Here is a 21,513-nt window from a genome sequence, read left to right on the forward strand (position 1 = left end):
GCGACGGCGACCATGACGGTGGCGACACCGACCGGGGTGGCGGCGACACCGACCGGACTCGGCCGACCCCGGGGGCCCGGGTTCGTATCCCCGGCGCTCGCGCCGTCGGCGGCACCGGGCGGGCCGGCCGGCGTACCCGACATGCGGCCGGCGGCCGGGGCGGCGCGCTGGCGGCGGATGTTGCTGGCCGGGCTCGCCGTGGTGGCGCTCTCGGCGGCCTCCGGCGCGGTGGCCGGCGGCTACGTCGCGTCGGACGGCCCGGCGCCGGAGGCGGCCGCCCCGCTGCCGGCTCCTCCCGGGTCGACGCCCGGCCCCGCACCGGGCGGCGGGACGGTGCCGAACGACCTGGTGGGCGCCGCCGCGACCGCGCTACCGGGGGTGGTCTCGGTGCGGGCCGGCCGGGCCGGTGGTTCCGGTTTCGCCGTCGACGAACGGCACGTGATCACCAACAGTCACGTGGTGGCCGGCGCGGGCACGGTGAGCGTGGTCGGTCAGGACGGCCGGCGCCTCGCCGCCGAGGTGGTCGGCCGGGACCCGGGCAGCGACATCGCGGTGCTCCGGGTCACCTCGGCCGGATCGCCGCGACCGCTGCGGATCGCCGCCGCCGGCCCCGAGGTCGGCGAGGCGGTGCTCGCGGTCGGCTCACCGCTGGGGCTCTCCGGCACCGTCACCGCCGGGATCGTCAGCGCCCTCGACCGGCAGGTGCGGCTCGGCGACAGCGGCGCCCGGCAGAGCGCGATCCAGACCGACGCCTCGATCAACCCGGGCAACTCCGGCGGCCCGCTGGTGAACGCCCGGGGCGAGGTGGTCGGCGTGAACACCGCGATCGCCACCCTGGACGGCAGCGGCAACATCGGCATCGGCTTCGCCATCCCGATCGACCGGGCGCAGCGCGCGGCCGAGCGGATCATCAGGAACGGCGGTTAGCGTCGGATCATGCGGCTGCTGGTGGTGGAGGACGAGGAGGACCTGGCCGAAGCGGTGCGGCTCGGCCTGGTCCGGGCGGGCTACGCGGTGGACGTCGCCACGGACGCCGGACAGGCGTACGAGCGGCTGGCGGTGAACGCGTACGACCTGATGCTGCTCGACGTCAACCTGCCCGACGGCGACGGCTTCGCGGTCTGCCACGCGATCCGCCGCGGCGAGGTGCCGGTCGAGGGCGGCAGCCAGCTACGGGTGCTGATGCTCACCGCCCGGGGCGCGCTGCACGACCGGGTGCGCGGCCTCGACGAGGGCGCCGACGACTATCTGGTGAAGCCGTTCGCGCTGGCCGAGCTGCTGGCCCGGGTACGCGCCCTGCTGCGCCGGGACACCGGTGGCGGCTCGGCCGTGCTGCGGGTCGGCCCGTTCCAGCTCGACGTGGCACGGCAGGAGGCGACCCGCGACGGAGCCCGGCTGCACCTGACCCGCAAGGAGTTCGGGGTGCTCGAATACCTGATGACCCGCCCCGGTCACGTCGTCTCGGCGGAGGAGCTGCTCGAACACGTCTGGGACGCCAACGCCGACCCGTTCACCCAGACGGTCCGGGTCACCGTCGGCACGCTGCGCCGCAAGCTCGGCGGCGAGGCGATCGAGACCGTGGTGGGACGCGGCTACCGGCTCCGGGAGCTGCGGTGACGCCGGAGACGGGAGGTCCGGACATGCCGGCGACGGGAGGTCGGGACATGCCGGCGAGGGGAGGTCGGGACATGCCGGCGAGGGGAGGTCGGGTGCTGGGGGCGACGGGTCGGATGCTGCGGGCGGGGTTCCGGCCGCGCCGGTGGGTGCCGTTCGTGCAGTCGATCCGGTTCCGGCTCACCGTGCTCTATTCCACGCTGCTCTTCGCGCTCGCCGGGGCCGGGCTCGCCGTCACCTATCTCGCGGTGCAGCACAGCACGAACCCGAAACCGATCACCACCCAGTACGAGGCGGACGTGGTCAAGCACGGTCGCACGGTCGGGACCCTGACGGTGGCCGAGGTCGACGAGATCGAGTCGGAGGTCAACTTCCGCACCCTGGAGACGCTGCGCAACTATTCGCTGATCGCGCTCGCCGGCCTCTTCGTCGCCAGCCTCGGCATCGGCTGGGTGCTCTCCGGGCGGGCGCTGCGCCCGGTCGGCGCGATCGCGCGTACCGCCCGGGAGATCCAGGCCACCGACCTGTCCCGGCGGATCCGGCTGGCCGGCGCCCGCGACGAACTGCGCGAGCTGGGCGACACCATCGACTCCATGCTGGACCGTCTGGAGGAGGCGTTCCGCACCCAGCGCCAGCTGATCGACGACGCCTCGCACGAGTTGCGCAGCCCGCTCGCCATCATCCGGGCCAACCTGGACGCGTCGCTGCTCGACGCCCCGGACGCCACCGACGCGGAACGGACCCGGGCGGTCGCGGTGATCGACCGGGCCACCACCCGGATGTCCCGGCTGGTCGAGGACCTGCTCGCCACGGCCCGCCGCCGGGCGGACGCGCTCGCCGACACCGACGTGCTGCTCGACGAGGTGGTCCGGGAGGCCGGCGAGGAGTTCGCCGCGGTCGCCGCCGCCCGCCAGGTCTTCGTCGCGTACGACGTCCGGCCGGGCCTGGTGCTGACCGGCGACCACGACACGCTGCGCCGGGCGGTCGGCAACCTGCTCTCCAACGCGGTGCGGCTCTCCCCGACCGGTGGCACGGTCACCGTGGCGGCGGGTCGGGTCGGTGGCTGGCTCTGGGCCGGCGTCGCCGACGAGGGGCCCGGCATCCCCGTCGCCGACCGGTCCCGGGTCTTCGACCGCTTCTGGCGCGGTCCGGCGACCCCGCCGGAGGGTCGGGCGGGAGACGCGGGCGGTCGGGCGGGCGGCGCGGAGGGTCGGGCGGGCGGCGCGGAGGGTCGGGCGGGCGGCGCGCTGGGGGGCCCGGAGCGGCGTACCGGGCTGGGGCTGGCGATCGTCCGGCAGATCACCGAGTCGCACGGTGGACAGGTGGCGCTCTTCTCCTCGGTCGGGCGGGGCAGCACCTTCCTGCTCTGGCTGCCGGCGGCGGACCGCACCGACGACACCGAGCCGCCGGCACACTCCCCGCTGGGTAGGTAGGGAAGGGCCCGTTCCCGCCTCCTCTGGGCAGGGCCCCTCCCCACCACGAACGCTTCGAGTGCCCGATGCCCGTCCCGCCGCCGACGGGCTCCCGGCCTCCTCCGGTCAGGAGACTCCGCAGGAGCTGGCCGACCAGGTACGGCTCGACTTGTGCGCGACGTGGGTGTGGTCGCTGTGTCCGGGGTAGCCGGGGCCGAGGATCTCGCGCCAGCCGTGGTTGCGGGCCTGCTGGGCCAGCCGGCACAGGCTGTGCGGGCTGACGCCGAGGTCGACGGCGTCGCCGTAGAGGTGCCGGCTGCTGGCCGAGCCGCCGACGGCGTTGTTGCAGGCGTGGCTGCGGAAGGCGCTGGTGACCCGGATGGGCTGGTCGCCGAGGGCGTGCCGCATGGCCTGGAGCTTCCACATGTTCACCAGGGCGTTGGCCCGGGCGGTGGCGGCCGAGACGGCGCCGCCGGACCAGTTCGAGTTGCAGTTGTTCAACTCCGCGTAGCTGAAGTTGACCGGGGTGCAGTCGTTGTCCTGGAGGTCGTAGATCTTGCCGAACGTCTGGGGGCCGGCGATGCCGTCCGCGCCGAGCCCGTACGCCTGCTGGAAGCGGACCACCGCGGAGCGGGTGGCGGGCCCGAAGGCGCCGTCGATGACGAGCACCGCGTTGTAGCCGGGGTAGCCGGCGACGCGGATCTGCAACTGCCGCACGTCCTCACCGGACATCCCCTCCGAGAGGGTCCGGCCCCAGGTGTAGCAGCCGTCTGCCTGTGCGGGGGCGGAGGTCGTCACGGTGGTGACGAGAGTGGCCGCGGCCGCCATGGTGAGCGCCGCGAGGATTCTGACGGTACGTCTGAACAAGGGGTCCTCCATACCGAGCGGGGGTTTGAATATCGACGAGGATGGCTGCCCGGAGACCTTAAGTCAATATCTTCCATGGATCCTGTCCGATCTGGCAGTTTCCTTCATACGCCCGGAACACGCCGTTCACCGCCGCGCCTCCGCCGGGCGGGGCGGGCGGCCGGCATACTCTGGGTGGCATGCCGAAAGCCATCTGGAACGACCTGGTCGTCGCCGAGAGCACGGACACCGTGGTCGTCGAGGGAAACCACTACTTCCCGCGCGGCGCGCTCCGGGACGACCTCGTCCGCGACTCCGACACGCACACCGTCTGCCCGTGGAAGGGCACCGCGTCGTACTACACCCTGGAGCACGAGGGGCGACGCAGCGTCGACGCCGTCTGGTACTACCCGGAGCCGAAGCCGGAGGCCGAGATGGTCCGGGACCGCGTCGCCTTCTGGAAGGACGTCCAGGTCGTGGACTGACGCGGGTCGCGCACGCCCCGACCGTGGCGATCGGCCACCCGAAAGGTGACGGTCGGGGCATAAGCCTGCGAAGCCGCTTCCTCCGGCCGGATCCTTGGGCCGTGACGACGTACGAGTACCGGTGCCCCCGCGACGGCGTTCTCGCGGCGCGGTTCCCGATCGGGGAGGCTCCCGGACGGCTCCGCTGCCCGACCTGCGCCGCGGAGGCGGTCCGGGTCTTCTCCGCACCGTCGCTACGTGCCATGCCGCGGCCTCTGGTCGCGGCCCTCGACCGGGCAGGCCGGAGCGCCGAGGCACCGGAGGTGGTGACCCGGATACCCGGCCGACGCGGCGCGGCGCCCCGGCGGACCCGTCCCGGGCACGCCGGCCTGCCACGACCCTGACGGGTGAAAGGGAAGCCGCGATGCCCGAGGTGTTGTTTCCGCTGGACTCGACGAAGTCGTTCACCGAGCAGGAGCTGACCGGCCACAACCGATGGCATCCCGAGATACCGCCGGTCGCCACCGTCCGGCCCGGCCAGACGTTCCGGGTGCACTGCCGGGAGTGGTTCGACGGCGCGATCCACAACGACGACTCCGCCGAGGACATCCGGGACGCCCCGCTGCAGATCGTGCACGCGCTCAGCGGACCGTTCGCGGTCAACGGAGCCGAACCCGGCGACCTGCTGGTCGTCGACATCCTCGACGTCGGGCCGATCCCGCAGGAGGACTCGGGCCCGCTGGCCGGGCAGGGCTGGGGCTACACCGGCATCTTCCCCAAACAGAACGGCGGCGGCTTCCTGACCGACCAGTTCCCGGACGCGTACAAGGCGATCTGGGACTTCAGCGGCCAGCAGGCGACCTCCCGGCACGTCCCGGGGGTGACCTTCACCGGGATCACCCACCCCGGGTTGATGGGCACCGCCCCGTCGGCCGCGCTGCTGGCGAAGTGGAACGAGCGCGAGGGCGCGCTGCGGGCCACCGACCCGGACCGGGTGCCACCGCTGTCGCTGCCGCCGCTGCCCGACGGCGCGATCCTCGGCACCCTGACCGGCGGCGACTTCGCCCGGGTCGCGGCGGAGGCGGCCCGGACCGCGCCGCCCCGGGAGAACGGCGGCAACCAGGACATCAAGAACCTGACCAGGGGAACCCGGATCTTCTATCCGGTGTACGTCCCCGGCGCCAACCTCTCCGTGGGAGACCTGCACTTCTCCCAGGGGGACGGCGAGATCACCTTCTGCGGCGCGATCGAGATGGGCGGTTTCGTCGACCTGCACGTGGACGTCATCAAGGGCGGGATGACCATGTACGGGGTCTCGGAGAACGCCATCTTCCTGCCCGGGATCGTGGCACCGCAGTACAGCCAGTGGCTGGCCTTCTCCGGCATCTCGGTGAGCACCGACGGTGAGCAGCGCTATCTCGACTCGCAACTCGCCTTCCAGCGCGCCTGCCTGCACGCGATCGAGTACCTGACGCGGTTCGGCTACAGCCCGGAGCAGGCGTACCTCCTGCTCGGCGCCGCCCCGATCGAGGGGCGCTTCTCCGGGGTGGTGGACATCCCGAACTCCTGCGCCACGGTCTACCTGCCGACGGCGATCTTCGACGTCGACGTACGCCCCTCGGCCGACGGGCCGACCCGGGTCGCCCCGGGGCAGGGCGCCCCGAAGGCGACCTTCTGACCCCTGCTACGGCGCCGGCCGACCCTGCTGTGACGCCGGCTCCACCAGGCGGAGCCGCCGGCCGGCCGGGCCGACCGTCAGCCGCTGCCCCCAGGACATGGTCAGGTGGTCGGCCTCCAACCCGTCGGCGAAGACCACCAACCGCTCCCGTTCCGCCACGATCTCCAGCGTCTGGTCCGGGCCGAGCCGCCCGGCGGTCAGCGAGGCCCCGGTCGCCGGGGACGGCCAGGCCTCCCGGACGAACCAGCAGAGCGCCGGCTCGTCCGGCGCCGGCGGCGACGGCGCGGCGGCGCGCTCCCGGGCGATCGAGGCGCACCAGCCGGTGGCACCGGTGCCGGTGCCGACCACCAGCCCGGACGAGGACTGGCGCTCCCTCCGGCCGTCCGCAGTGGAGAGCAGGTAGCGGGCCGACTGGTGGCCGGGATCACCGGCGTAGATCTCGTTGAGCCCGATCAGCTCCTGACCGTCGTCGAGCGCGGCCCGCACCATGGTCCGGTCACGCACCGGCGCGCGTCCGGCGACCACCTCGGGAAGCAGCCGGGCGATCGCGGCGGGCCGGAACCGGACGAGGACGCCCGCGTTCCGGCCCGGCTCGGGATCGACGCCGATGACCGGCTGCCCGTCGAGGTACTTGGCGACGTTGGCGACGAGCCCGTCCTGACCGACAGCGATCACGACGTCCTCGGGGGCGAACGGGAACCGGGCCAGGTCCGCCCGGTCCGCCCGGCCACGCCGCCAGTCGGCCGGGATCGCCGCCCCGACCGTGGTCAGCGCCGCCTGGAGCGCCTCGTGCCGGGCGACCACCCCGGCGAGGTCCCGGCCACGCTGCCGGAGGTAGTAGCCGGCGGCGGCCCGGGTGCCGTGGTGGGCCAGCAGCTCGTCCAGCTCGCTGCGCCGGCTCACCACGACGACCCTGGGCGCGAGGGTGGCACTCATCGCACCCGTCCCGCCGGTGGTCATCGCACCCGTCCCGCCGGTGGTCATCGCGCCCGTCCCGCCGGTGGTCATCGCGCCCGTCCCGCCGGTGCCGAGCCGGTCACCGGGACAGCCGACCCAGCAGGCCGGTCAGCACGTCCGGGGTGACGGTGAGCTGGCCGATCTCGGGAAGGTGCCCCGCCACCTCGCGGACCGCCAGCGCGTGCAGCACCTCCGGCGGCAGATCCCGGTACGCCGCCAGCCGGGCCGCCTCCGCCTCCGCCTCGGCCAGCCCGACCGCGCGTACCCCGTCGGCCTTTGCCCCGGCGAGGACGCGCTCCTTCTCCGCCTCGGCGGCGGCCAGCACCCGGGCGCGCTCGGCGGCCGCCGCGTTCGCCACCTTCTCCCGCTCGGCCCTGCCCTGCGCCACCGCCAGCTCGGCGGTGGCCTCCAGCTCGACCTTGCGGCGCGAGTTGGCACCGCGCTGCTCGACCAGCTGCTGCTCCCGGCGCGCCAGTTCGATCTTGTTCTGCAGCTCGTTCTCGGCGATCGCCCGCTCCTGCTCGACCGCCTGCGCCCGGCGGGCGTAGGTGGCCCGGTCGGCCTCGACCTGCACCGTCTCCCGGGTCGGCGTCTGGAGCGCGCGCTCCATCTCCGGCTCCGGCCGCACCGCCACGACCCGGGCGCTCACCACCGCGACCCCGACATCGGTCAGCCGCGCCTCGTCGCGCAGCGCCACCGAGACCGCCTCGCGGACCGCGGCGATGTCGGTCAGCGCCTCGGCCAGCGGCACCTGGGCCAGCAGGTCGAGCGCCGGCTGCTGGGCCAGCTCGGCCAGGAGCGTGGCGACCTGGTCGAGCGGACGGGCCCGGGCGACCCCTCGGTGCGGGTCGACCGAGAAGTCCAGCCGGCCGGCCGCCACCGCCGGGTCGGCGATCCGGTACGTCACCGTCGCCTGCACGGTGACGTCGGCGAAGTCGCTCGTCCGGGCGTGGAACATCAGCGGCAGCTCGCGATCGTCGACCGGCACCTCGCTGAGTACGCCGACCAGCGGCCGGTACCAGAACGACTGCCCGACCCCCTCGTGCCGGACCCGGCCCCGGACATGGTGCCGGATCCACGTGGTCGGCGTCCCACGCAGGTGTCGCAGGAACAGCCGCCTGGTCACGTCCGCCATGACACATCCCTCCCCCTGTTTTCGTCATGGAGACGATAAAGGGAAGATCTATTTCGCGTCAAGCCGCCGATAAAGCCCGCCGTCCCGGGAGTCAGCGGCTCAGCCGCTGGTAGCGCCGGACGGCCAGCGGCGCGAAGACGGCGATCAGCAGCAGCGGCCACCCGACCGCGAGCAGCAGCGGGTGCTGCGCCGCCCACGAGTCGCCGCCGGTGCCGGGGTTGCCGAAGAGATCCCGGCTCGCCGCCACCGTCGCGGAGAGCGGGTTCCAGGACGAGATGGCGCCGAGCCACTGCGGCATCAGGTCCGGCGCGACGAAGACGTTGGAGAGCGCGGTCAGCGGAAAGGCCAGCGGGAAGACGATCACTCCCACCGTGTCCGGGTTCGGCACCAGCAGGCCGAGGAAGATGCCGACCCAGGTGAGGGCGAGCCGCAGCAGCAGGATCAGCCCGACCGCGGCGAGCGCGTCGAGCAGACCGTTACGCCACTGCCAGCCGACCAGCAGGCCGCAGACGACCAGGATGGTCATCTCGAGCAGCGCGCGGAGCAGGTCGGCACCGGTCCGGCCGGTGAGCAGGGCGGTCCGGGCCATCGGCATCGACCGGAACCGGTCGACGACCCCGCGACTGACGTCCATGGCGATGCCGCTGGCGGTGGCGCCGAGGCCGTAGAGCATCGTCATCACGAAGACGCCCGGCAGCAGGTACTCGCGGTAGCTGCCGGCGCCGGGCACCGCCATGCCGCTGCCGAAGACGTAGCCGAAGACCAGCACGAACATGATCGGCAGGCTGAAGTAGATCACGATCTCCTCGGGCGACCGGATCACGTGCGCCATGTTCCGGCCGGTCATCACCCAGCCGTCGGCCGCCGCCCACCGCAGCCGGCCCACCGGCCCGTCCGGCCGGCCCGGGTCGACGCCCCGGCCCGCCGACCCGGCTCGCCTCCCCTCGGTCCGCGCCACCTCGGCCGTCATGCCACCGCTCCCCTCGGTCCGCGCCACCTCGGCCGTCATGCCACCGCTCCCCTCGGCCGTGCCGCCGCCGGACCCGGCCGGCCGGGCTGGTGGCCGGTCAGATGCAGGAAGGCCTCGTCGAGGGTCGGCCGGCGCAGCCCGATGTCCTCGACCGCGATGCCGGCGTCGCGCAGCGCCCGCATCACGTCGCCGAGCGCCGCGACCCGGTCCACGACCGGCGCGCTGAGCTGCCGGATCTCGGCATCCACCGCCACCGGACCGGCGGCGGAACGCTCCACGATCCCGGCGGCGCCGCCCAGCTGCGCCGCCTCCCGGACCACCACCTCGATCCGGTCCGCCCCGATCCGCGCCTTCAGCTCGGCCGAGGTGCCCTCCGCGACCACCCGCCCGGCGTCGACCACCAGGATCCGGTCGGCGAGCTGGTCCGCCTCCTCCAGATACTGGGTGGTGAGCAGCACGGTGGTGCCGTCCGCCACCATCTCCCGCACCGCCGCCCAGAGCTGGTTGCGACTGCGCGGGTCCAGGCCGGTGGTCGGTTCGTCGAGGAAGAGGACCCGAGGTGTCATGATCAGGCTGGCCGCCAGGTCCAGCCGGCGGCGCATCCCGCCGGAGTACTCCGCCGCCGACCTCGCCGCCGAGCCGGTCAGTCCGAACCGCTCCAGCAGCTCGTCCGCGCGGCGCCGCGCGGCGCGGGCCGACAGGTGGTGCAGCCGACCGAAAAGGATCAGGTTCTGCCGCCCGCTGAGCACCTCGTCGACCGCCGCGTACTGGCCGGTCAGCCCGATCACACCGCGGACCTGCTCGGGCTGGCGGACCACGTCGTAGCCGGCCACCCGGGCACGGCCGGCGTCGAAGCGCAGCAGTGTGCAGAGGATCCGGACCGCGGTGGTCTTGCCGGCACCGTTCGGGCCGAGCAGGCCGCAGACCGTCCCGGCCGGCACGTTCAGGTCGAATCCGTCGAGGGCTGAGGTCCGGCCGTACCGCTTGCGCAGTCCCTCGGCCACGACCGCTGTCGTCTCTGTTGTCATGCCCCGACGCTCGCCCGACGCGCTGACCGGCCACGCACCGGCAGCGCACCGGCCACGCACCGCAACCTGACCGCCCTCCTGACCGTCACGCATCGGCCGCTGACCGCCGCGCCCGGCCGCCCGATTCACCCGAGCAGGTCGGCGGCGCCCGCAGCAGGTCAGGCCGCCTCCAGCAGACCAGCCAGGCCGGCAGCGGGTCAGGCCGCCTCCAGCGGGTCAGGCCGTCTCCAGCAGACCAGCCAGGCCGGCAGCGGGTCAGGCCGCCCCCAGCGGGTCAGGCCGTCTCCAGCAGACCAGCCAGGCCGGCAGCGGGTCAGGCCGCCCCCAGCGGGTCAGGCCGTCTCCAGCAGACCAGCCAGGCCGGCAGCGGGTCAGGCCGTCTCCAGCAGGGCGAGCGCATCCTGCCGGGTCAGCGCCGCGCCCCGGGCCAGCGCCCGCCGGTACGCCGGATCGCCGAGCCGGCCCCGGGTCGCGGCGCCGACCCGCGCGGCATCGATCGCCCCCCGACCGCCGGGCTGCAGTGCCGCAATCGCGCCGAGCAGCAGGGCGGCGCGCTCGATGTCACCGTCGCGCAGCACCGGCCCGACCAGGCCGTCGACCGCGATCGTGAGCGTGGAGAACTCCCAGACGCTCGTCGCCGCGCCCAGCACCTGGCGGAACCGGGTACGGGCCGCACCCCTGTCACCGGTCGCGGCCGCGATCTGGCCGAGGGCGACGAGGATGGCGAGCCGGATCCCCTCCGCCCCGAACCACCCGGTCGGGCACTCCGCCAGCGCCCGCTCGCAGAGCCGTCGGGCCCCGGCGAGGTCGCCCCGGTGCCGGGCGATCTCGCCGAGCCCCAGATGGGCGGCGGCGAGCAGTTCCGGCGCACCGGCCGGCGTCGCCAGCTCCACCACCCGCCGGTAGTCGTCACCCGCCCCGGCCAGGTCACCGGCGCCGAGCCGGCCATCCCCGCGAGTGCGCAGCAGCTCGGCCATGTCGAGCACCGAGCCGAGCTCGTCGGCCAGCCGCAGCGCCTCGTCGACCAGTTCCGCGGGTGCCCGGTCACCGCGCCGGTACGCCAGCTCGGTCATGGTCGTCAGCACCAGGATCGTCCCCCAGCGCTCCCCGATGCCCCGAAAGTCCGTCAGCGCCTGGTCAAGGCTGGCCTGCGCGTCGTCGTACCGGCCCTCGAGCATCGCGATCAGCCCGAGGCCGAGCGCGGCCAGCGCCCGGCTCCAGGGTTCGCCGCCGAGCACCTCGGCCCAGCCCTCCATCGTGGCCAGCAGGCTCTCCGCCGGCTGGGCCGGTGGCCCGTTGGCGACGCCGGAGAGATAGAGCAGGAACGGCTGCCGGGGCGGCCGACGCAGGTCCCACAGGATCGCACCGGCCGGCGCGAGACCCTGCGGCCCCGAGCCGTAGCCGCCGAGCGAGGCGTGCAGCAGGCAGAGCGCGTACTCCTCGGCGAGGCCGGGTGGCGGCGTACCGCCGAGCCGTTCGACGAGCCGGCCGGCGAGCGCGGCCCCCTCCCCCCGCAGGCCGCGCAGCCACCAGTAGAACGACAGGGCGGCGACCAGCTCCAGCGCCGTACCGGTGTCGGCGCCGGCCGCCGCCCGGCGCAGCGCGGCGTGCAGATCGTCGCGGTCGGCGTCCAGCCGGCGCAGCCACTCCAGCTGTGCCGCGCCCCGCAGCCGTTGGTCGGCGGTGCGGGCCAACTCCAGGAAGTACGCCGCGTGCGCCCGCCGCAGCTGCTCCGCCTCGCCCGCCTCGGCCAGCCGTTCCGCCCCGAACGCCCGCACCGTCTCCAGCATCCGGAACCGGCCGCCGGCCGCCTCCACCAGGGACTTCTCCACCAGGCCGGAGAGCACGTCGAGGACGGGCACGCCTGAGGCGTCCGCATCCAGCGGGCCGCAGACCCGCTCGACGGCGTCCAGCGTGGCGCCACCGGCAAAGACCGTCAGCCGCCGCGCCAGCCGCTGTTCGACCTCGTCCAGCAGGTCCCAGCTCCACCGCACCACCGCGCGCAGGGTCTGGTGCCGGGGCTCGGCGGTCCGGCTCCCCCGGGTCAGCAGCCGGAACCGGTCGTCGAGCCGGGCCGCCACCTCCGACACCGGCAGCGCGCGGAGCCGGGCCGCCGCCAGCTCGATCGCGAGCGGCAGCCCGTCGAGGGTCCGGCAGATCCGCAGCACCGCCGCGAGGTTGTCGGGGTCGAGGACGAATCCCGGCGAGACGTCCCCGGCCCGCTCGACGAAGAGCCGGACGGCGGCGTACCCCGGTGCGGTCCCGGCTGTCGCCTCCGCCGGCGGCAGCGCCAGTCCGGAGACCGGGCAGAGCGTCTCGCCGGTGAGCCCGAGCGGCTCCCGGCTGGTGACCAGCACCCGCACCTTGGGGCACGCCCCGAGCAGCCGCGCGACGAGCCGGGCGGCGTCGGCCACCAGGTGCTCGCAGTTGTCCAGCACGAGCAGCAGACTCCGGTCGGCGAGCGCCGTGACCAGCCGGTCGGCGGCGTCCCGGGGGCCGCCCTGCGCCCGTAGCGCGGCGTCCCGCAGGCGCAGCGCGGCCAGCACCGCCGAGGCGATGTCGGCACCGGCGGCCACGGCCGCGAGTTCGACCATGCGGACCTCGCCCGGCTGCCGGGCGGTCGCCTCGATCGCCAACCGGGTCTTGCCGGCACCGCCGGGACCGTGCAGGGTCACCAGCCGCGCCTCGCCGAGCAGCTTGCCGACCCGGCCCAGCTCCTCCTCCCGCCCCACGAAGCTGCTCACCTGCGCCGGCACCCCGCCGCCTACCGGTAAGGAAGGGCCCCCGCTTATCGTTTTCTGTTGTAGCGGGGGCCCTTCCTCACCGTCGTCGCGGAGCAGGGCGACGTGCAGCGCGGCGAGCGCGGCGGAGGGGTCGCTGCCGAGCTGTTCGGCGAGGAGCCGCCGGGCCTCCTCGTAGCTGGCCAGCGCCTCGGCCCGCCGGCCCCCGGCGTGCAGGGCGCGCATAAGCTGGCCGCGCAGTCGCTCCCGCAACGGGTACGCCGCCACCAGCTCCCGCAGCTCGGCCACTGACGGTACCGCGCCGGCCGGCCCGGACGATCCGGTGCCACCGAGGCCGGACAGTCCCACGCCACCCGGACCGGACAATCCCACGCCACCCGGGCCCGACGGTCCCACGCCACCCGGGCCCGACGGTCCCACGCCATCGAGGCCGGAGAGTCCCGCGTCACCGAGGCCGGAGAGTCCCACGCCACCGAGGCCGGAGAGTCCCGCGCCCGCCAGTTCGAGTTCTGCCTCGACGCGCTCCTCGACGGCGGTCAGCCGCAGTTCGTCGAGGCGGATCGCCTGGGCTCGGGCGAAGGGTGCCTCCCGAACGTCCGCCAACGGCTCGCCGCGCCACAACCGGAGCGCCGCACGCAGCAGGTCGATGCCGTGCCGGCGGTCGCCACCGGCCAGCACGCGGCGCCCCTCGGCCACCAGCCGGGTGAACCGGTGCAGATCGACGTCCTCCGGGTCGACCGCGATCCGGTAGCCCGCCGGATGGAACTCGACAAGCGGCTCGGCCCCGCCGCCCCCGGCGAGCATCTGGCGCAGCCGGGAGATCTGCGACTGCAGGGCGTTGCCGGCCCGGCCCGGCGGATCGTCGCCGTAGAGACCGTCGATCAACCTGTCGGCCGAGACCGTCCTGCCGGCGTCGAGGAGCAGCAGCACCAGCAGGGCGCGCAGGCGGGGACCGCCGACGGGAAGCCGCCGGCCGTCGCTCGCGTACGCCTCGGTCGCGCCCAGGATGCCGAACCGCATGCCGTCGATTGTCGCCCACCTCGCATCCGGCGATCGGCAGCCGCTACCCAGCGTGAGTTTTGCCGTTCCAGCGCTCTTTTCGACTGCTATGGCTAGCTTTGGAGGCGTTCGCCGGAACTCGCTCGCAGGGAGGCCGTGACCGTGGACGCCGAGGTCAGCATCCGGGTGGACGGGACGGATCACCGGATCGTCGTCGACACCCGGACCACGCTGCTGGACGCCCTGCGCGAGCGGCTGGGCAACACCAGTCCGAAGAAGGGCTGCGACCACGGCCAGTGTGGCGCCTGCACCATCCTGCTGGACGGCCGGCGGGTGAACAGCTGCCTCGCCCTCGCGGTGGCGCACGACGGCGCCGAGATCGTCACCGCGGCCGGCCTCGCTCCCGACGGCGACCTGCACCCGATGCAGCGCTGCTTCATCCAGTACGACGCCTTCCAGTGCGGCTACTGCACGCCCGGCCAGATCGTCTCGGCGGTGGCGATGCTCCGCGAGGCCGAGGCGGGCTGGCCGAGCGCGGTCACCCCGGTCGGGGCAGTGCCCGACGGCGGGGGCGGAGGTGCCGGCGGGGGCGGAGGTGCCGGCGGGGGCGACGGCGGGGCGCGGCGGAGTCTGGACGCCGACGAGATCCGGGAGCGGATGAGCGGCAACCTCTGCCGCTGCGCCGCGTACGCCAACATTGTGCCCGCGATCCTGGAACTGGCCCGGCGGTGAAGCCGTTCCGGTACGCCCGCGCCGAGAACGTCTCCCGGGCGGTCGCGCTGCTCGCCGAGGCGCCGAACGGTGCGTACCTCGGCGGTGGGACCAACCTGGTGGACCTGATGAAGCTCGAGGTGGCCACCCCCGACCTGCTGGTGGACGTACGCCGACTCACCTCCGACCGGGTCGAGGAGGCGCCCGGGGGCGGAATCCTGATCGGCGCCGCCGTACCCAACAGCGACCTGGCCGCGCATCCGCTGCTCCGGCACGGCTATCCGGTGCTCTCCCAGGCGCTGCTCGCCGGCGCCTCCGGGCAGCTGCGCAACCTCGCGACCGCCGGCGGAAACCTGCTGCAGCGCACCCGCTGCGTCTACTTCCAGGACGTCACCACGCCCTGCAACAAGCGGGAACCCGGCACCGGCTGCTCGGCCATCGAGGGGTACCACCGCGAGCTCGCCATCCTCGGCACCTCGCCGGAGTGCGTCGCCACCCATCCGTCGGACTTCGCGGTCGCGCTGGCCGCGCTGGGCGCCATCGTGCACACGGTGGGCCCGGGCGGCGGGCGGCGCATCCCGCTCACCGACCTGCACCGGTTGCCGGGCGGCGAACCGGACCGGGACACCGTGCTGGAACACGGCGAGTTGATCACCGCGATCGAGGTTCCCCCGTTGGCCTTCGCCACCCGGTCGCGCTACCGCAAGGTACGCGACCGCGCGTCGTACGCGTTCGCACTGGTGTCGGTGGCCGCGGCGATCGACGTGTCGGGCGGTACGGTCCGGGACGTACGGATCGCGCTCGGCGGGGTGGCGCACAAGCCGTGGCGGGCCAGCCGGGCCGAGGAGCTGTTGCGGGGCGGCCCGGCCCGGGAGGAGATGTTCCGGGCGGCCGCCGAGGCGGAGCTCGCCGAGGCCCGGCCGCTGCCGGAGAACGCCTTCAAGGTGCCGCTGGCCCGCAACACGGTGACCCGTACCCTGCTCGACCTGGTCGACGGGCCCGCCTGACTCCGCCCAGGTGACTCAGGGTCCGGCCGGCCGGGGCCGGCCGTGCGGGTAAGTTGATCTAAAGGAACGTCGCACCGACCCGCGCCAGCGGGCCGCACCCGGACCCGGACCACCCGCAGGAGATCATCCACATGACCACAGAGCCCGCCGTGCCCACCCGCCGCCTGGCGAACGGCGCCCGGATCCCGCAGCTCGGCTTCGGCACCTGGCCGCTCGACAACGACGAGGCCGAGCGGGCCGTTGCCGAGGCGATCGGGATCGGCTACCGGCTCGTCGACACCGCCTACAGGTACGGCAACGAGGTCGGCGTCGGCCGTGGCCTGCGCGCCTCCGGGGTGCCCCGGGAGGAGCTCTTCGTCACCAGCAAGCTCAACGGCGAGTGGCACGGCCGGGACAGGGTCCAGGAGGCGTTCCGGGACAGCGTCGGCAAGCTCGGCCTCGACTACCTCGACCTCTATCTGATCCACTGGCCGATGCCGTGGCAGGACCGGTACGTCGACGCCTTCCTCGGCCTCACCGACCTGCTCCGGGAGGGCCGGGTACGCGCCATCGGCCTCTCCAACTTCACGCCCGCGCACATCGACCGGATCCGCGCCGCGACCGACGTGACGCCGGACGTCAACCAGATCCAGTTGGACCCGAGCCTGACCCGGGACGCCGCCCGGGCGTACCACCGGGAGCACGGAATCGCGACCCAGTCCTGGGGCCCGATCGGGCACGGCGGCGAGCTGCTCGGCCAGCCCGTGGTGACCGACCTGGCCGACCGGTACGGCCGCACCCCCGCGCAGATCGTCCTGCGCTGGCACCTGGAGCTGGAGCTCATCCCGATTCCGAAGACCGCCAACCCGGCGCGGATGAAGAGCAACATCGACGTCTTCGACTTCACCCTCACCCCCGAGGAGGTCGCCGCGCTCTCCGCGCTCGACCGGGGCGAGGGCGCCGCCGTCGACTCCGAGACGAACGGGCACTGAACCCGGGCGGCCTACGGCAGTTCCATCGTCTCGGCGACGGCGATCTCGGAGAGCGCGGCGGCGAGGTGGTCGCCGGCCGCTCCGCCGGTGACGGCGAGCAGGTCGGCGACGAGCAGCGGCGCGTGCCTGGCCACCGCCGCCGGGTCGGCCGGTGGCGCCTGCTCGGCCATCTCGTGTACGCCGAGCGCCCCGGTCAGCAGCATCGCCAGGGTCCCGACGTCCAGCCCGGGCAGCCAGCCGGCGTTTGCCCGGGCGCACCGGACCAGTACCGCCTGCACGTCCTCACCGGCCAGCCCGTCGGGGTGGGCCTGCTCCAGCAGCAGCCGCAGCACCGTGCCGAGGACCCGTCCGACCTGCTCGGCCGGGAGCAGGGCCAGCTCGGCTGCGGCGGAGTCGAGCGCGTCGCGATCCTGTGCGCGGGCCGCCTCCACGGCGCGGAGGGTGGCCGACGTGATGGCCCGGGGTACCGGTGGGGTCATCGGCACATTCAACCGGACGCGCCCGCGCCGGCCCGGCACACCCCGCACGCCGGCACGGCAGCGGGCCGGCCGGCCCCCACCCGTAGGCACGGCTACGCATCGGTCGCCCCTCGCCCGTAGGCACGGCCACTGAGCAGCTCGCCGCCCTGATCCGCACGATTCAGGCTTACGCATCGGTCGCCCCTCGCCCGTAGGCACGGCCACGGACCGGTCGCCCCTCGCACGTTGGCGCGGGTGCGGCTCGGTCGCCCCTCGCACGTTGGCGCGGGTGCGGCTCAGTCGCCGGTCAGCAGCTGGTCGAAGGTGGTGGTGAGCCGGAACGGGTCGGCGACCTCGGCGGACCCGCGCCGGGCGACCTGCTCGGCGAGTTCCCGGGCGGCCCGCTCGATCCGGCCGCGCAGGCTGCCCTGGGCGGCGCCCCCGGCCCAGTCCTCCGGCGCGGCGAAGACCGAGGTCGGCATCACCACGGCACGCAGATAGCTGAACATCGGCCGGAGGGCGTGTTCGAGGGCGAGGGAGTGCCGGGCGGTGCCGCCGGTGGCGCCGATCAGGACCGGCCGGTCGACCAGGGCGTCCTCCCCGAGCAGGTCGAAGAACGACTTGAACAGCCCGCTGTACGAGGCGTTGAAGATCGGCGACACCACGATCAGCCCGTCGGCACCGGAGACGGCGTCGACGACCTGCTTCAGCGCCGTCGGCGGAAAGCCGGTGAGCAGGTGGTTCACGATGTCGTGTCCGTGGTCGCGCAGCTCGACCTGCTCGGTGTGGACCGGCACACCCCGGCGCTCGAGTTCGGCGCCGGTGGCTGCGGCGAGCTGGTCGGCGAGGAGCCGGGTGGACGACGGCACCCGCAGGCCCGCCGAGACGACCGCGAGAGTCCGCTCCGTCATCGGGTGGCCCCCGCCTCGGCGCCGGCCCCGGCCTTCGCCGCCGCGTCCCGCTCCGCCCTCATCGAGGCGTGCGTCGGCGCCTCCGGTACGTGTGCGGGACGCCGCGCGGCGAACTCCTCGCGCAGCACCGGCACGACCTGCTCGCCGAGGATGTCGAGCTGCTCCAGCACCGTTTTCAGCGGCAGCCCGGCGTGGTCGACCAGGAAGAGCTGCCGCTGGTAGTCGCCGACGTACTCCCGGAAGGTCAGGGTCCGGTCGATCACCTGCTGCGGACTGCCGACGGTCAGCGGCGTCTCCCGCATGAAGTCCTCCAGTGCCGGGCCGTGCCCATAGACCGGTGCGTTGTCGAAGTAGGGCCGGAACTCGGTCACCGCGTCCTGCGAGTTGCGCCGCATGAAGACCTGCCCACCGAGGCCGACGATGGCCCTGTCGGCGGAGCCGTGGCCGTAGTACTCGAACCGCTGCCGGTAGAGGCCCACCATCCGCTGGGTGTGCTCCTTCGGCCAGAAGATGTGGTTGGCGAAGAACCCGTCGCCGTAGTACGCGGCCTGCTCGGCGATCTCGGGGCTGCGGATCGAGCCGTGCCAGACGAACGGGGGGATCCCGTCCAGCGGCCGGGGTGTCGAGGTGAACGACTGCAACGGGGTGCGGAACTTCCCCTGCCAGTCGACGACGTCCTCCCGCCAGAGGCGGCGCAGCAGGTCGTAGTTGTTGATCGCCAGTGGGATGCCGTTGCGGATGTCCTGCCCGAACCACGGGTAGACCGGTCCGGTGTTGCCCCGTCCCATCATCAGGTCGACCCGGCCGTCGGCCAGGTGCTGCAGCATCGCGTAGTCCTCGGCGATCTTCACCGGGTCGTTGGTGGTGATCAGCGTGGTCGCGGTGGAGAGCAGCAGCCGGCTGGTCCGCGCCGCGACGAAGCCGAGCATGGTGGTGGGCGAGGAGGGCACGAACGGCGGGTTGTGGTGCTCGCCGGTCGCGAAGACGTCCAGTCCGACCTCCTCCGCCTTGAGCGCGATGGCCACCATGGCCTTGATCCGCTCGGCCTCGGTGGGCACCCGCCCGTTGGTCGGATCCGGGGTCACGTCACCGACACTGAAGATCCCGAACTGCATCGCCCGCTCCGTTCTCGTTCTCCGGCGTCGATCCCCGGATCGCCCCGCACAACATACTTGCAGAGTCAAGTATTCCAGGTACTTGCCGAGTCAACTATTCGCCGCCGCGTGGTCCGCCGTACCCGGCAGGTAGCCGTACCCGGCAGGTAACTGTCGGTGATTCTCGCCATGCCGGCACGTCGGAGATGCGCGGGACGCGGCGGATACGTTATTCATGTCGGATGGCGGCTGGCAGAGCAGCGCAGGACGACCCGATGCCGGGCGGCGCTCCGGGTGACGACGCCACGGCGTGCCCGTGGGTCCGCCCCGGTCCCGGTTTGCGGGGACGGCGCCGGGACCTCTACCTGGGCCTCTCGATGGCCGCGCTCGCCCTGCTCAGTGTGGTGCTCTCCAACAGCATGGGCAGCTTCCCGCTCGGCCCGCCGCCACCCTGGCCCGAGCAGTTGGCCTGGGCGGTGGCGGTGGGACTGCCACTGATCTGGCGGCGTACCCATCCGGAGATCAGCACCAGCGTGCTCGCCGCGGTCTTCATCGCCGCCCAGCTCCGGAGCTCGCCCGAGACCATGGTCTCCTCCGCGAGTCTCTTCATCGCCGTCTACAGCCTCGGCGCGTGGGGGCGCGACCGCCGGCTCGCCGCCCGGATCAGGATCGGCGTCATCGCCGCGATGTTCACCTGGCTGGCGATCGCGGTGGGGCTCAGCATCGCCTCGCAACAGTCGGAGTTTCCGGGGGCGACCGGTCCGATCTCCCCGCTGTTCGCCGCCGCGGTCGCCACCGTCCTCCTCAACGGCGCCTACTTCCTCCTCGCCTACCTGCTCGGCAACCGCACCTGGACCTCCGCGCTGCGCCAGCACGAGCTGGAGGTGCAGGCCGAGGAGCTGCGCCGGTCCCGGGCCGAGAACGCCGAGCGGGCGGTGAACCAGGAGCGGGTACGCATCGCCCGCGAGCTGCACGACGTCGTCGCCCACCACGTCTCGGTGATGGGCGTGCAGGCCAGCGCCAGCCGGCGGGTGATGGACAAGGATCCGGCGACGGCGAAGACCGCCCTCGCCGCCGTGGAGCAGAGCGCCCGGACCGCCGTCGACGAACTGCGCCGGATGCTCGGGGTGCTCCGCAACGCGGGCGCCACCGACGGGGCACTCGGCTACGGACTGGAGCAGGTCGACAGCCTGCTCCAGGGCGCCCGGGACGCCGGACTCGCCGTCGAGTACACCGTCTACGGCACCCCGGTGCCGGTACCGGAGTCGGTCTCCCAGGCCGGCTACCGGATCGTGCAGGAGGCGATGACGAACACGATCAAGCACGCCCGGGCCAGCGCGGTCGACATCCGGATCCGCTACCTGCGCCGGGAGGTCGAGGTGGAGGTGACCGACGACGGCCGGAGCGTGCCGTTCGCCGTCCCGGCCCGGTCCCCCGCCGGGCTCGGCCTGATCGGCATGCGCGAGCGGGTCGCCGCGCACGACGGCAGCCTGGAGGTGGGTGCCCGGGCCGGCGGCGGTTTCCAGGTCCGGGCCCGCTTCCCGATCACCCAGGCGGGTGCCCCCGGCGACACCCGCCTGCCGGTGGTGCCGGCGTGACGGGGCGGATCCGGGTCCTTCTCGCCGACGACCAGCAGCTCGTCCGGGCCGGCCTGCGGATCATCCTGGAGACGGAGGACGACGTCGAGGTGGTCGGCGAGGCGGCGGACGGACGGCGGGCCGTCGAGTTGGCCGTGGCCGAGCGCCCCGACGTCGTACTCCTGGACGTGGAGATGCCGCACCTGGACGGGTTGGCGGCGACCCGGCAGATCGTCGCGGCCAGCGGCTCGGCCGGGCCGGCGGTGCTGATCCTGACCACCTTCGACCGGGACGACTACCTCTTCGCCGCCCTCCGGGCCGGGGCCAGCGGGTTCCTGCTGAAGAACGGTTCCCCGGAGGAACTGGTCGAGGCGGTGCGGATCCTCGCCCGGGGCGACGCCCTGCTGGCCCCGCAGCTCACCCGGCGGGTGATCGCCACCTTCACCGCCGCGGCCACGGCGGCGGCCGGAGCACCCGATCCCGCCACCGGCGGCCCCGACGAGCTCGACCGGCGCCGGCTCGCCGAGCTGACCGAGCGGGAACGGGAGGTGCTGATCCAGCTCGCCGGGGGCGCCTCCAATGCCGAGATCGCGCAGCGGCTGGTGCTCGGCGAGGCCACCGTGAAGACCCACGTCTCCCGGGTGCTGATGAAACTCGGCCTGCGCGACCGTACCCAGGCGGTGGTCTTCGCGTACGAGCACGGCGTGGTGACCCCGGGCGGTGCCGGCGGCTGACCGGCTCCGCACGCACCACGCACCACGCACCCCGCACCACGCACCCCGCGCCGGCCGGGCGGCTCCGGCGGCGGCGTGGCGTGGCCTGGCGTGGCGTGCGTGGCGTGGCGTGGCCGAAGTCGATCATCCCTGCGGTTCCGCCACACGGCGGACGCCGCCGCGCCGGGGGCGAACTAGCCTCGACCCCGCCGGGCAGGGTGCCCGGG

Annotated in this window: 20 protein-coding genes; 11 read left to right on the plus strand and 9 right to left on the minus strand. The window is 74.0% G+C overall.

Annotation, left to right across the window (positions count from 1 at the left end):
• Positions 1-12: 12 nt before the first annotated feature.
• The 3 genes from ACN27G_RS14625 (at position 13) to ACN27G_RS14635 (ending at position 3,047) form a co-directional block, all read left to right on the plus strand.
• Entirely contained in the window at positions 13-927 is a 915-nt protein-coding gene (locus ACN27G_RS14625) for a S1C family serine protease (protein ID WP_421497324.1), read from the plus strand.
• 9 nt (positions 928-936) lie between these two features.
• Positions 937-1,617, plus strand: coding sequence for a response regulator transcription factor (locus tag ACN27G_RS14630; RefSeq protein WP_421493370.1), 681 nt, complete (start codon positions 937-939; stop codon positions 1,615-1,617).
• 92 nt (positions 1,618-1,709) lie between these two features.
• The gene (locus ACN27G_RS14635; RefSeq protein ID WP_421493371.1) at positions 1,710-3,047 is read left to right on the plus strand and encodes a HAMP domain-containing sensor histidine kinase; all 1,338 of its coding nucleotides are present in this window, start codon (positions 1,710-1,712) and stop codon (positions 3,045-3,047) included.
• Positions 3,048-3,152: 105 nt separating this feature from the next.
• Here ACN27G_RS14635 and ACN27G_RS14640 read toward each other — a convergent pair whose 3' ends face one another.
• Positions 3,153-3,893, minus strand: a complete 741-nt coding sequence (locus ACN27G_RS14640; protein WP_421493372.1) for a D-Ala-D-Ala carboxypeptidase family metallohydrolase — start codon at positions 3,891-3,893, stop codon at positions 3,153-3,155.
• A 179-nt stretch (positions 3,894-4,072) separates the two neighbouring features.
• Between ACN27G_RS14640 and ACN27G_RS14645 the strand changes: the two genes are divergently transcribed.
• From ACN27G_RS14645 to fmdA, 3 genes are all read left to right on the plus strand, one after another.
• Positions 4,073-4,357, plus strand: coding sequence for a DUF427 domain-containing protein (locus tag ACN27G_RS14645; RefSeq protein WP_421493373.1), 285 nt, complete (start codon positions 4,073-4,075; stop codon positions 4,355-4,357).
• A 101-nt stretch (positions 4,358-4,458) separates the two neighbouring features.
• Positions 4,459-4,740 carry a zinc ribbon domain-containing protein gene (locus ACN27G_RS14650; RefSeq protein WP_421493374.1) on the plus strand — a complete coding sequence of 94 codons (282 nt, stop codon included), beginning with the start codon at positions 4,459-4,461 and terminating at the stop codon, positions 4,738-4,740.
• Between the two features lie 20 nt (positions 4,741-4,760).
• Positions 4,761-6,014: a formamidase gene (gene fmdA, locus ACN27G_RS14655; RefSeq protein ID WP_421493375.1), complete on the plus strand. Its 1,254-nt coding sequence runs from the start codon at positions 4,761-4,763 to the stop codon at positions 6,012-6,014.
• Between the two features lie 6 nt (positions 6,015-6,020).
• On the opposite strand, the gene ACN27G_RS14660 is transcribed toward fmdA, so the two are convergent.
• The 5 genes from ACN27G_RS14660 to ACN27G_RS14680 all read right to left on the minus strand — a co-directional run bounded on the left by ACN27G_RS14660 (position 6,021) and on the right by ACN27G_RS14680 (position 13,865).
• Positions 6,021-7,022, minus strand: a complete 1,002-nt coding sequence (locus ACN27G_RS14660; protein ID WP_421493376.1) for a hypothetical protein — start codon at positions 7,020-7,022, stop codon at positions 6,021-6,023.
• A 28-nt stretch (positions 7,023-7,050) separates the two neighbouring features.
• Positions 7,051-8,106 carry an SPFH domain-containing protein gene (locus tag ACN27G_RS14665; protein WP_421493377.1) on the minus strand — a complete coding sequence of 352 codons (1,056 nt, stop codon included), beginning with the start codon at positions 8,104-8,106 and terminating at the stop codon, positions 7,051-7,053.
• Positions 8,107-8,197: 91 nt separating this feature from the next.
• Positions 8,198-8,953, minus strand: coding sequence for an ABC transporter permease (locus ACN27G_RS14670; RefSeq protein WP_421497325.1), 756 nt, complete (start codon positions 8,951-8,953; stop codon positions 8,198-8,200).
• Between the two features lie 158 nt (positions 8,954-9,111).
• On the minus strand, positions 9,112-10,104 hold the full coding sequence (locus ACN27G_RS14675; protein WP_421493378.1) for an ATP-binding cassette domain-containing protein: 993 nt from the start codon (positions 10,102-10,104) through the stop codon (positions 9,112-9,114).
• A gap of 371 nt (positions 10,105-10,475) precedes the next feature.
• The gene (locus ACN27G_RS14680) at positions 10,476-13,865 is read right to left on the minus strand and encodes an AfsR/SARP family transcriptional regulator (RefSeq protein ID WP_421493379.1); all 3,390 of its coding nucleotides are present in this window, start codon (positions 13,863-13,865) and stop codon (positions 10,476-10,478) included.
• A gap of 135 nt (positions 13,866-14,000) precedes the next feature.
• Here ACN27G_RS14680 and ACN27G_RS14685 point away from each other — a divergent pair, with 135 nt between their 5' ends.
• From ACN27G_RS14685 to ACN27G_RS14695, 3 genes are all read left to right on the plus strand, one after another.
• Entirely contained in the window at positions 14,001-14,576 is a 576-nt protein-coding gene (locus tag ACN27G_RS14685; protein ID WP_421493380.1) for a 2Fe-2S iron-sulfur cluster-binding protein, read from the plus strand.
• Positions 14,573-15,562 (plus strand): FAD binding domain-containing protein, encoded by a 990-nt coding sequence (locus ACN27G_RS14690; RefSeq protein ID WP_421493381.1) that lies wholly within the window; start codon positions 14,573-14,575, stop codon positions 15,560-15,562. Before ACN27G_RS14685 ends, ACN27G_RS14690 begins: the two co-directional genes overlap by 4 nt.
• 131 nt (positions 15,563-15,693) lie before the next feature.
• A complete protein-coding gene (locus tag ACN27G_RS14695) occupies positions 15,694-16,533 on the plus strand; it encodes an aldo/keto reductase (protein WP_421493382.1) in 840 nt (279 codons plus the stop codon).
• An 11-nt stretch (positions 16,534-16,544) separates the two neighbouring features.
• Here ACN27G_RS14695 and ACN27G_RS14700 read toward each other — a convergent pair whose 3' ends face one another.
• The 3 genes from ACN27G_RS14700 to ACN27G_RS14710 form a co-directional block, all read right to left on the minus strand.
• A complete protein-coding gene (locus tag ACN27G_RS14700; protein WP_421493383.1) occupies positions 16,545-17,012 on the minus strand; it encodes a hypothetical protein in 468 nt (155 codons plus the stop codon).
• A 275-nt stretch (positions 17,013-17,287) separates the two neighbouring features.
• Positions 17,288-17,902 carry an FMN reductase gene (locus ACN27G_RS14705; RefSeq protein ID WP_421493384.1) on the minus strand — a complete coding sequence of 205 codons (615 nt, stop codon included), beginning with the start codon at positions 17,900-17,902 and terminating at the stop codon, positions 17,288-17,290.
• The gene (locus ACN27G_RS14710) at positions 17,899-19,017 is read right to left on the minus strand and encodes an LLM class flavin-dependent oxidoreductase (RefSeq protein WP_421493385.1); all 1,119 of its coding nucleotides are present in this window, start codon (positions 19,015-19,017) and stop codon (positions 17,899-17,901) included. Before ACN27G_RS14710 ends, ACN27G_RS14705 begins: the two co-directional genes overlap by 4 nt.
• Positions 19,018-19,238: 221 nt before the next feature.
• Here ACN27G_RS14710 and ACN27G_RS14715 point away from each other — a divergent pair, with 221 nt between their 5' ends.
• Together ACN27G_RS14715 and ACN27G_RS14720 are read left to right on the plus strand one after the other, a co-directional pair.
• Complete coding sequence (locus tag ACN27G_RS14715) at positions 19,239-20,594, plus strand: sensor histidine kinase (protein ID WP_421493386.1); 1,356 nt, start codon at positions 19,239-19,241, stop codon at positions 20,592-20,594.
• Positions 20,591-21,307, plus strand: coding sequence for a response regulator (locus ACN27G_RS14720; protein ID WP_421493387.1), 717 nt, complete (start codon positions 20,591-20,593; stop codon positions 21,305-21,307). Before ACN27G_RS14715 ends, ACN27G_RS14720 begins: the two co-directional genes overlap by 4 nt.
• Positions 21,308-21,513 lie beyond the last annotated feature (206 nt).

This window comes from Plantactinospora sp. WMMB334, from assembly GCF_049179095.1.
In the GTDB taxonomy this organism is placed as follows: domain Bacteria; phylum Actinomycetota; class Actinomycetes; order Mycobacteriales; family Micromonosporaceae; genus Plantactinospora.

Bases quoted from the DNA above. Each gene is read 5' to 3' on its own strand.
- ACN27G_RS14680 (WP_421493379.1), bottom strand. From the start codon at position 13,865: ATGCGGTTCGGCATCCTGGGCGCGACCGAGGCGTACGCGAGCGACGGC.
- ACN27G_RS14695 (WP_421493382.1), top strand. From the start codon at position 15,694: ATGACCACAGAGCCCGCCGTGCCCACCCGCCGCCTGGCGAACGGCGCC.
- fmdA (WP_421493375.1), top strand. From the start codon at position 4,761: ATGCCCGAGGTGTTGTTTCCGCTGGACTCGACGAAGTCGTTCACCGAG.
- ACN27G_RS14700 (WP_421493383.1), bottom strand. From the start codon at position 17,012: ATGACCCCACCGGTACCCCGGGCCATCACGTCGGCCACCCTCCGCGCC.
- ACN27G_RS14710 (WP_421493385.1), bottom strand. From the start codon at position 19,017: ATGCAGTTCGGGATCTTCAGTGTCGGTGACGTGACCCCGGATCCGACC.
- ACN27G_RS14675 (WP_421493378.1), bottom strand. From the start codon at position 10,104: ATGACAACAGAGACGACAGCGGTCGTGGCCGAGGGACTGCGCAAGCGG.
- ACN27G_RS14660 (WP_421493376.1), bottom strand. From the start codon at position 7,022: ATGACCACCGGCGGGACGGGCGCGATGACCACCGGCGGGACGGGTGCG.
- ACN27G_RS14630 (WP_421493370.1), top strand. From the start codon at position 937: ATGCGGCTGCTGGTGGTGGAGGACGAGGAGGACCTGGCCGAAGCGGTG.
- ACN27G_RS14665 (WP_421493377.1), bottom strand. From the start codon at position 8,106: ATGGCGGACGTGACCAGGCGGCTGTTCCTGCGACACCTGCGTGGGACG.
- ACN27G_RS14715 (WP_421493386.1), top strand. From the start codon at position 19,239: ATGGCGGCTGGCAGAGCAGCGCAGGACGACCCGATGCCGGGCGGCGCT.
- ACN27G_RS14645 (WP_421493373.1), top strand. From the start codon at position 4,073: ATGCCGAAAGCCATCTGGAACGACCTGGTCGTCGCCGAGAGCACGGAC.
- ACN27G_RS14625 (WP_421497324.1), top strand. From the start codon at position 13: ATGACGGTGGCGACACCGACCGGGGTGGCGGCGACACCGACCGGACTC.
- ACN27G_RS14670 (WP_421497325.1), bottom strand. From the start codon at position 8,953: ATGACCGGCCGGAACATGGCGCACGTGATCCGGTCGCCCGAGGAGATC.
- ACN27G_RS14705 (WP_421493384.1), bottom strand. From the start codon at position 17,902: ATGACGGAGCGGACTCTCGCGGTCGTCTCGGCGGGCCTGCGGGTGCCG.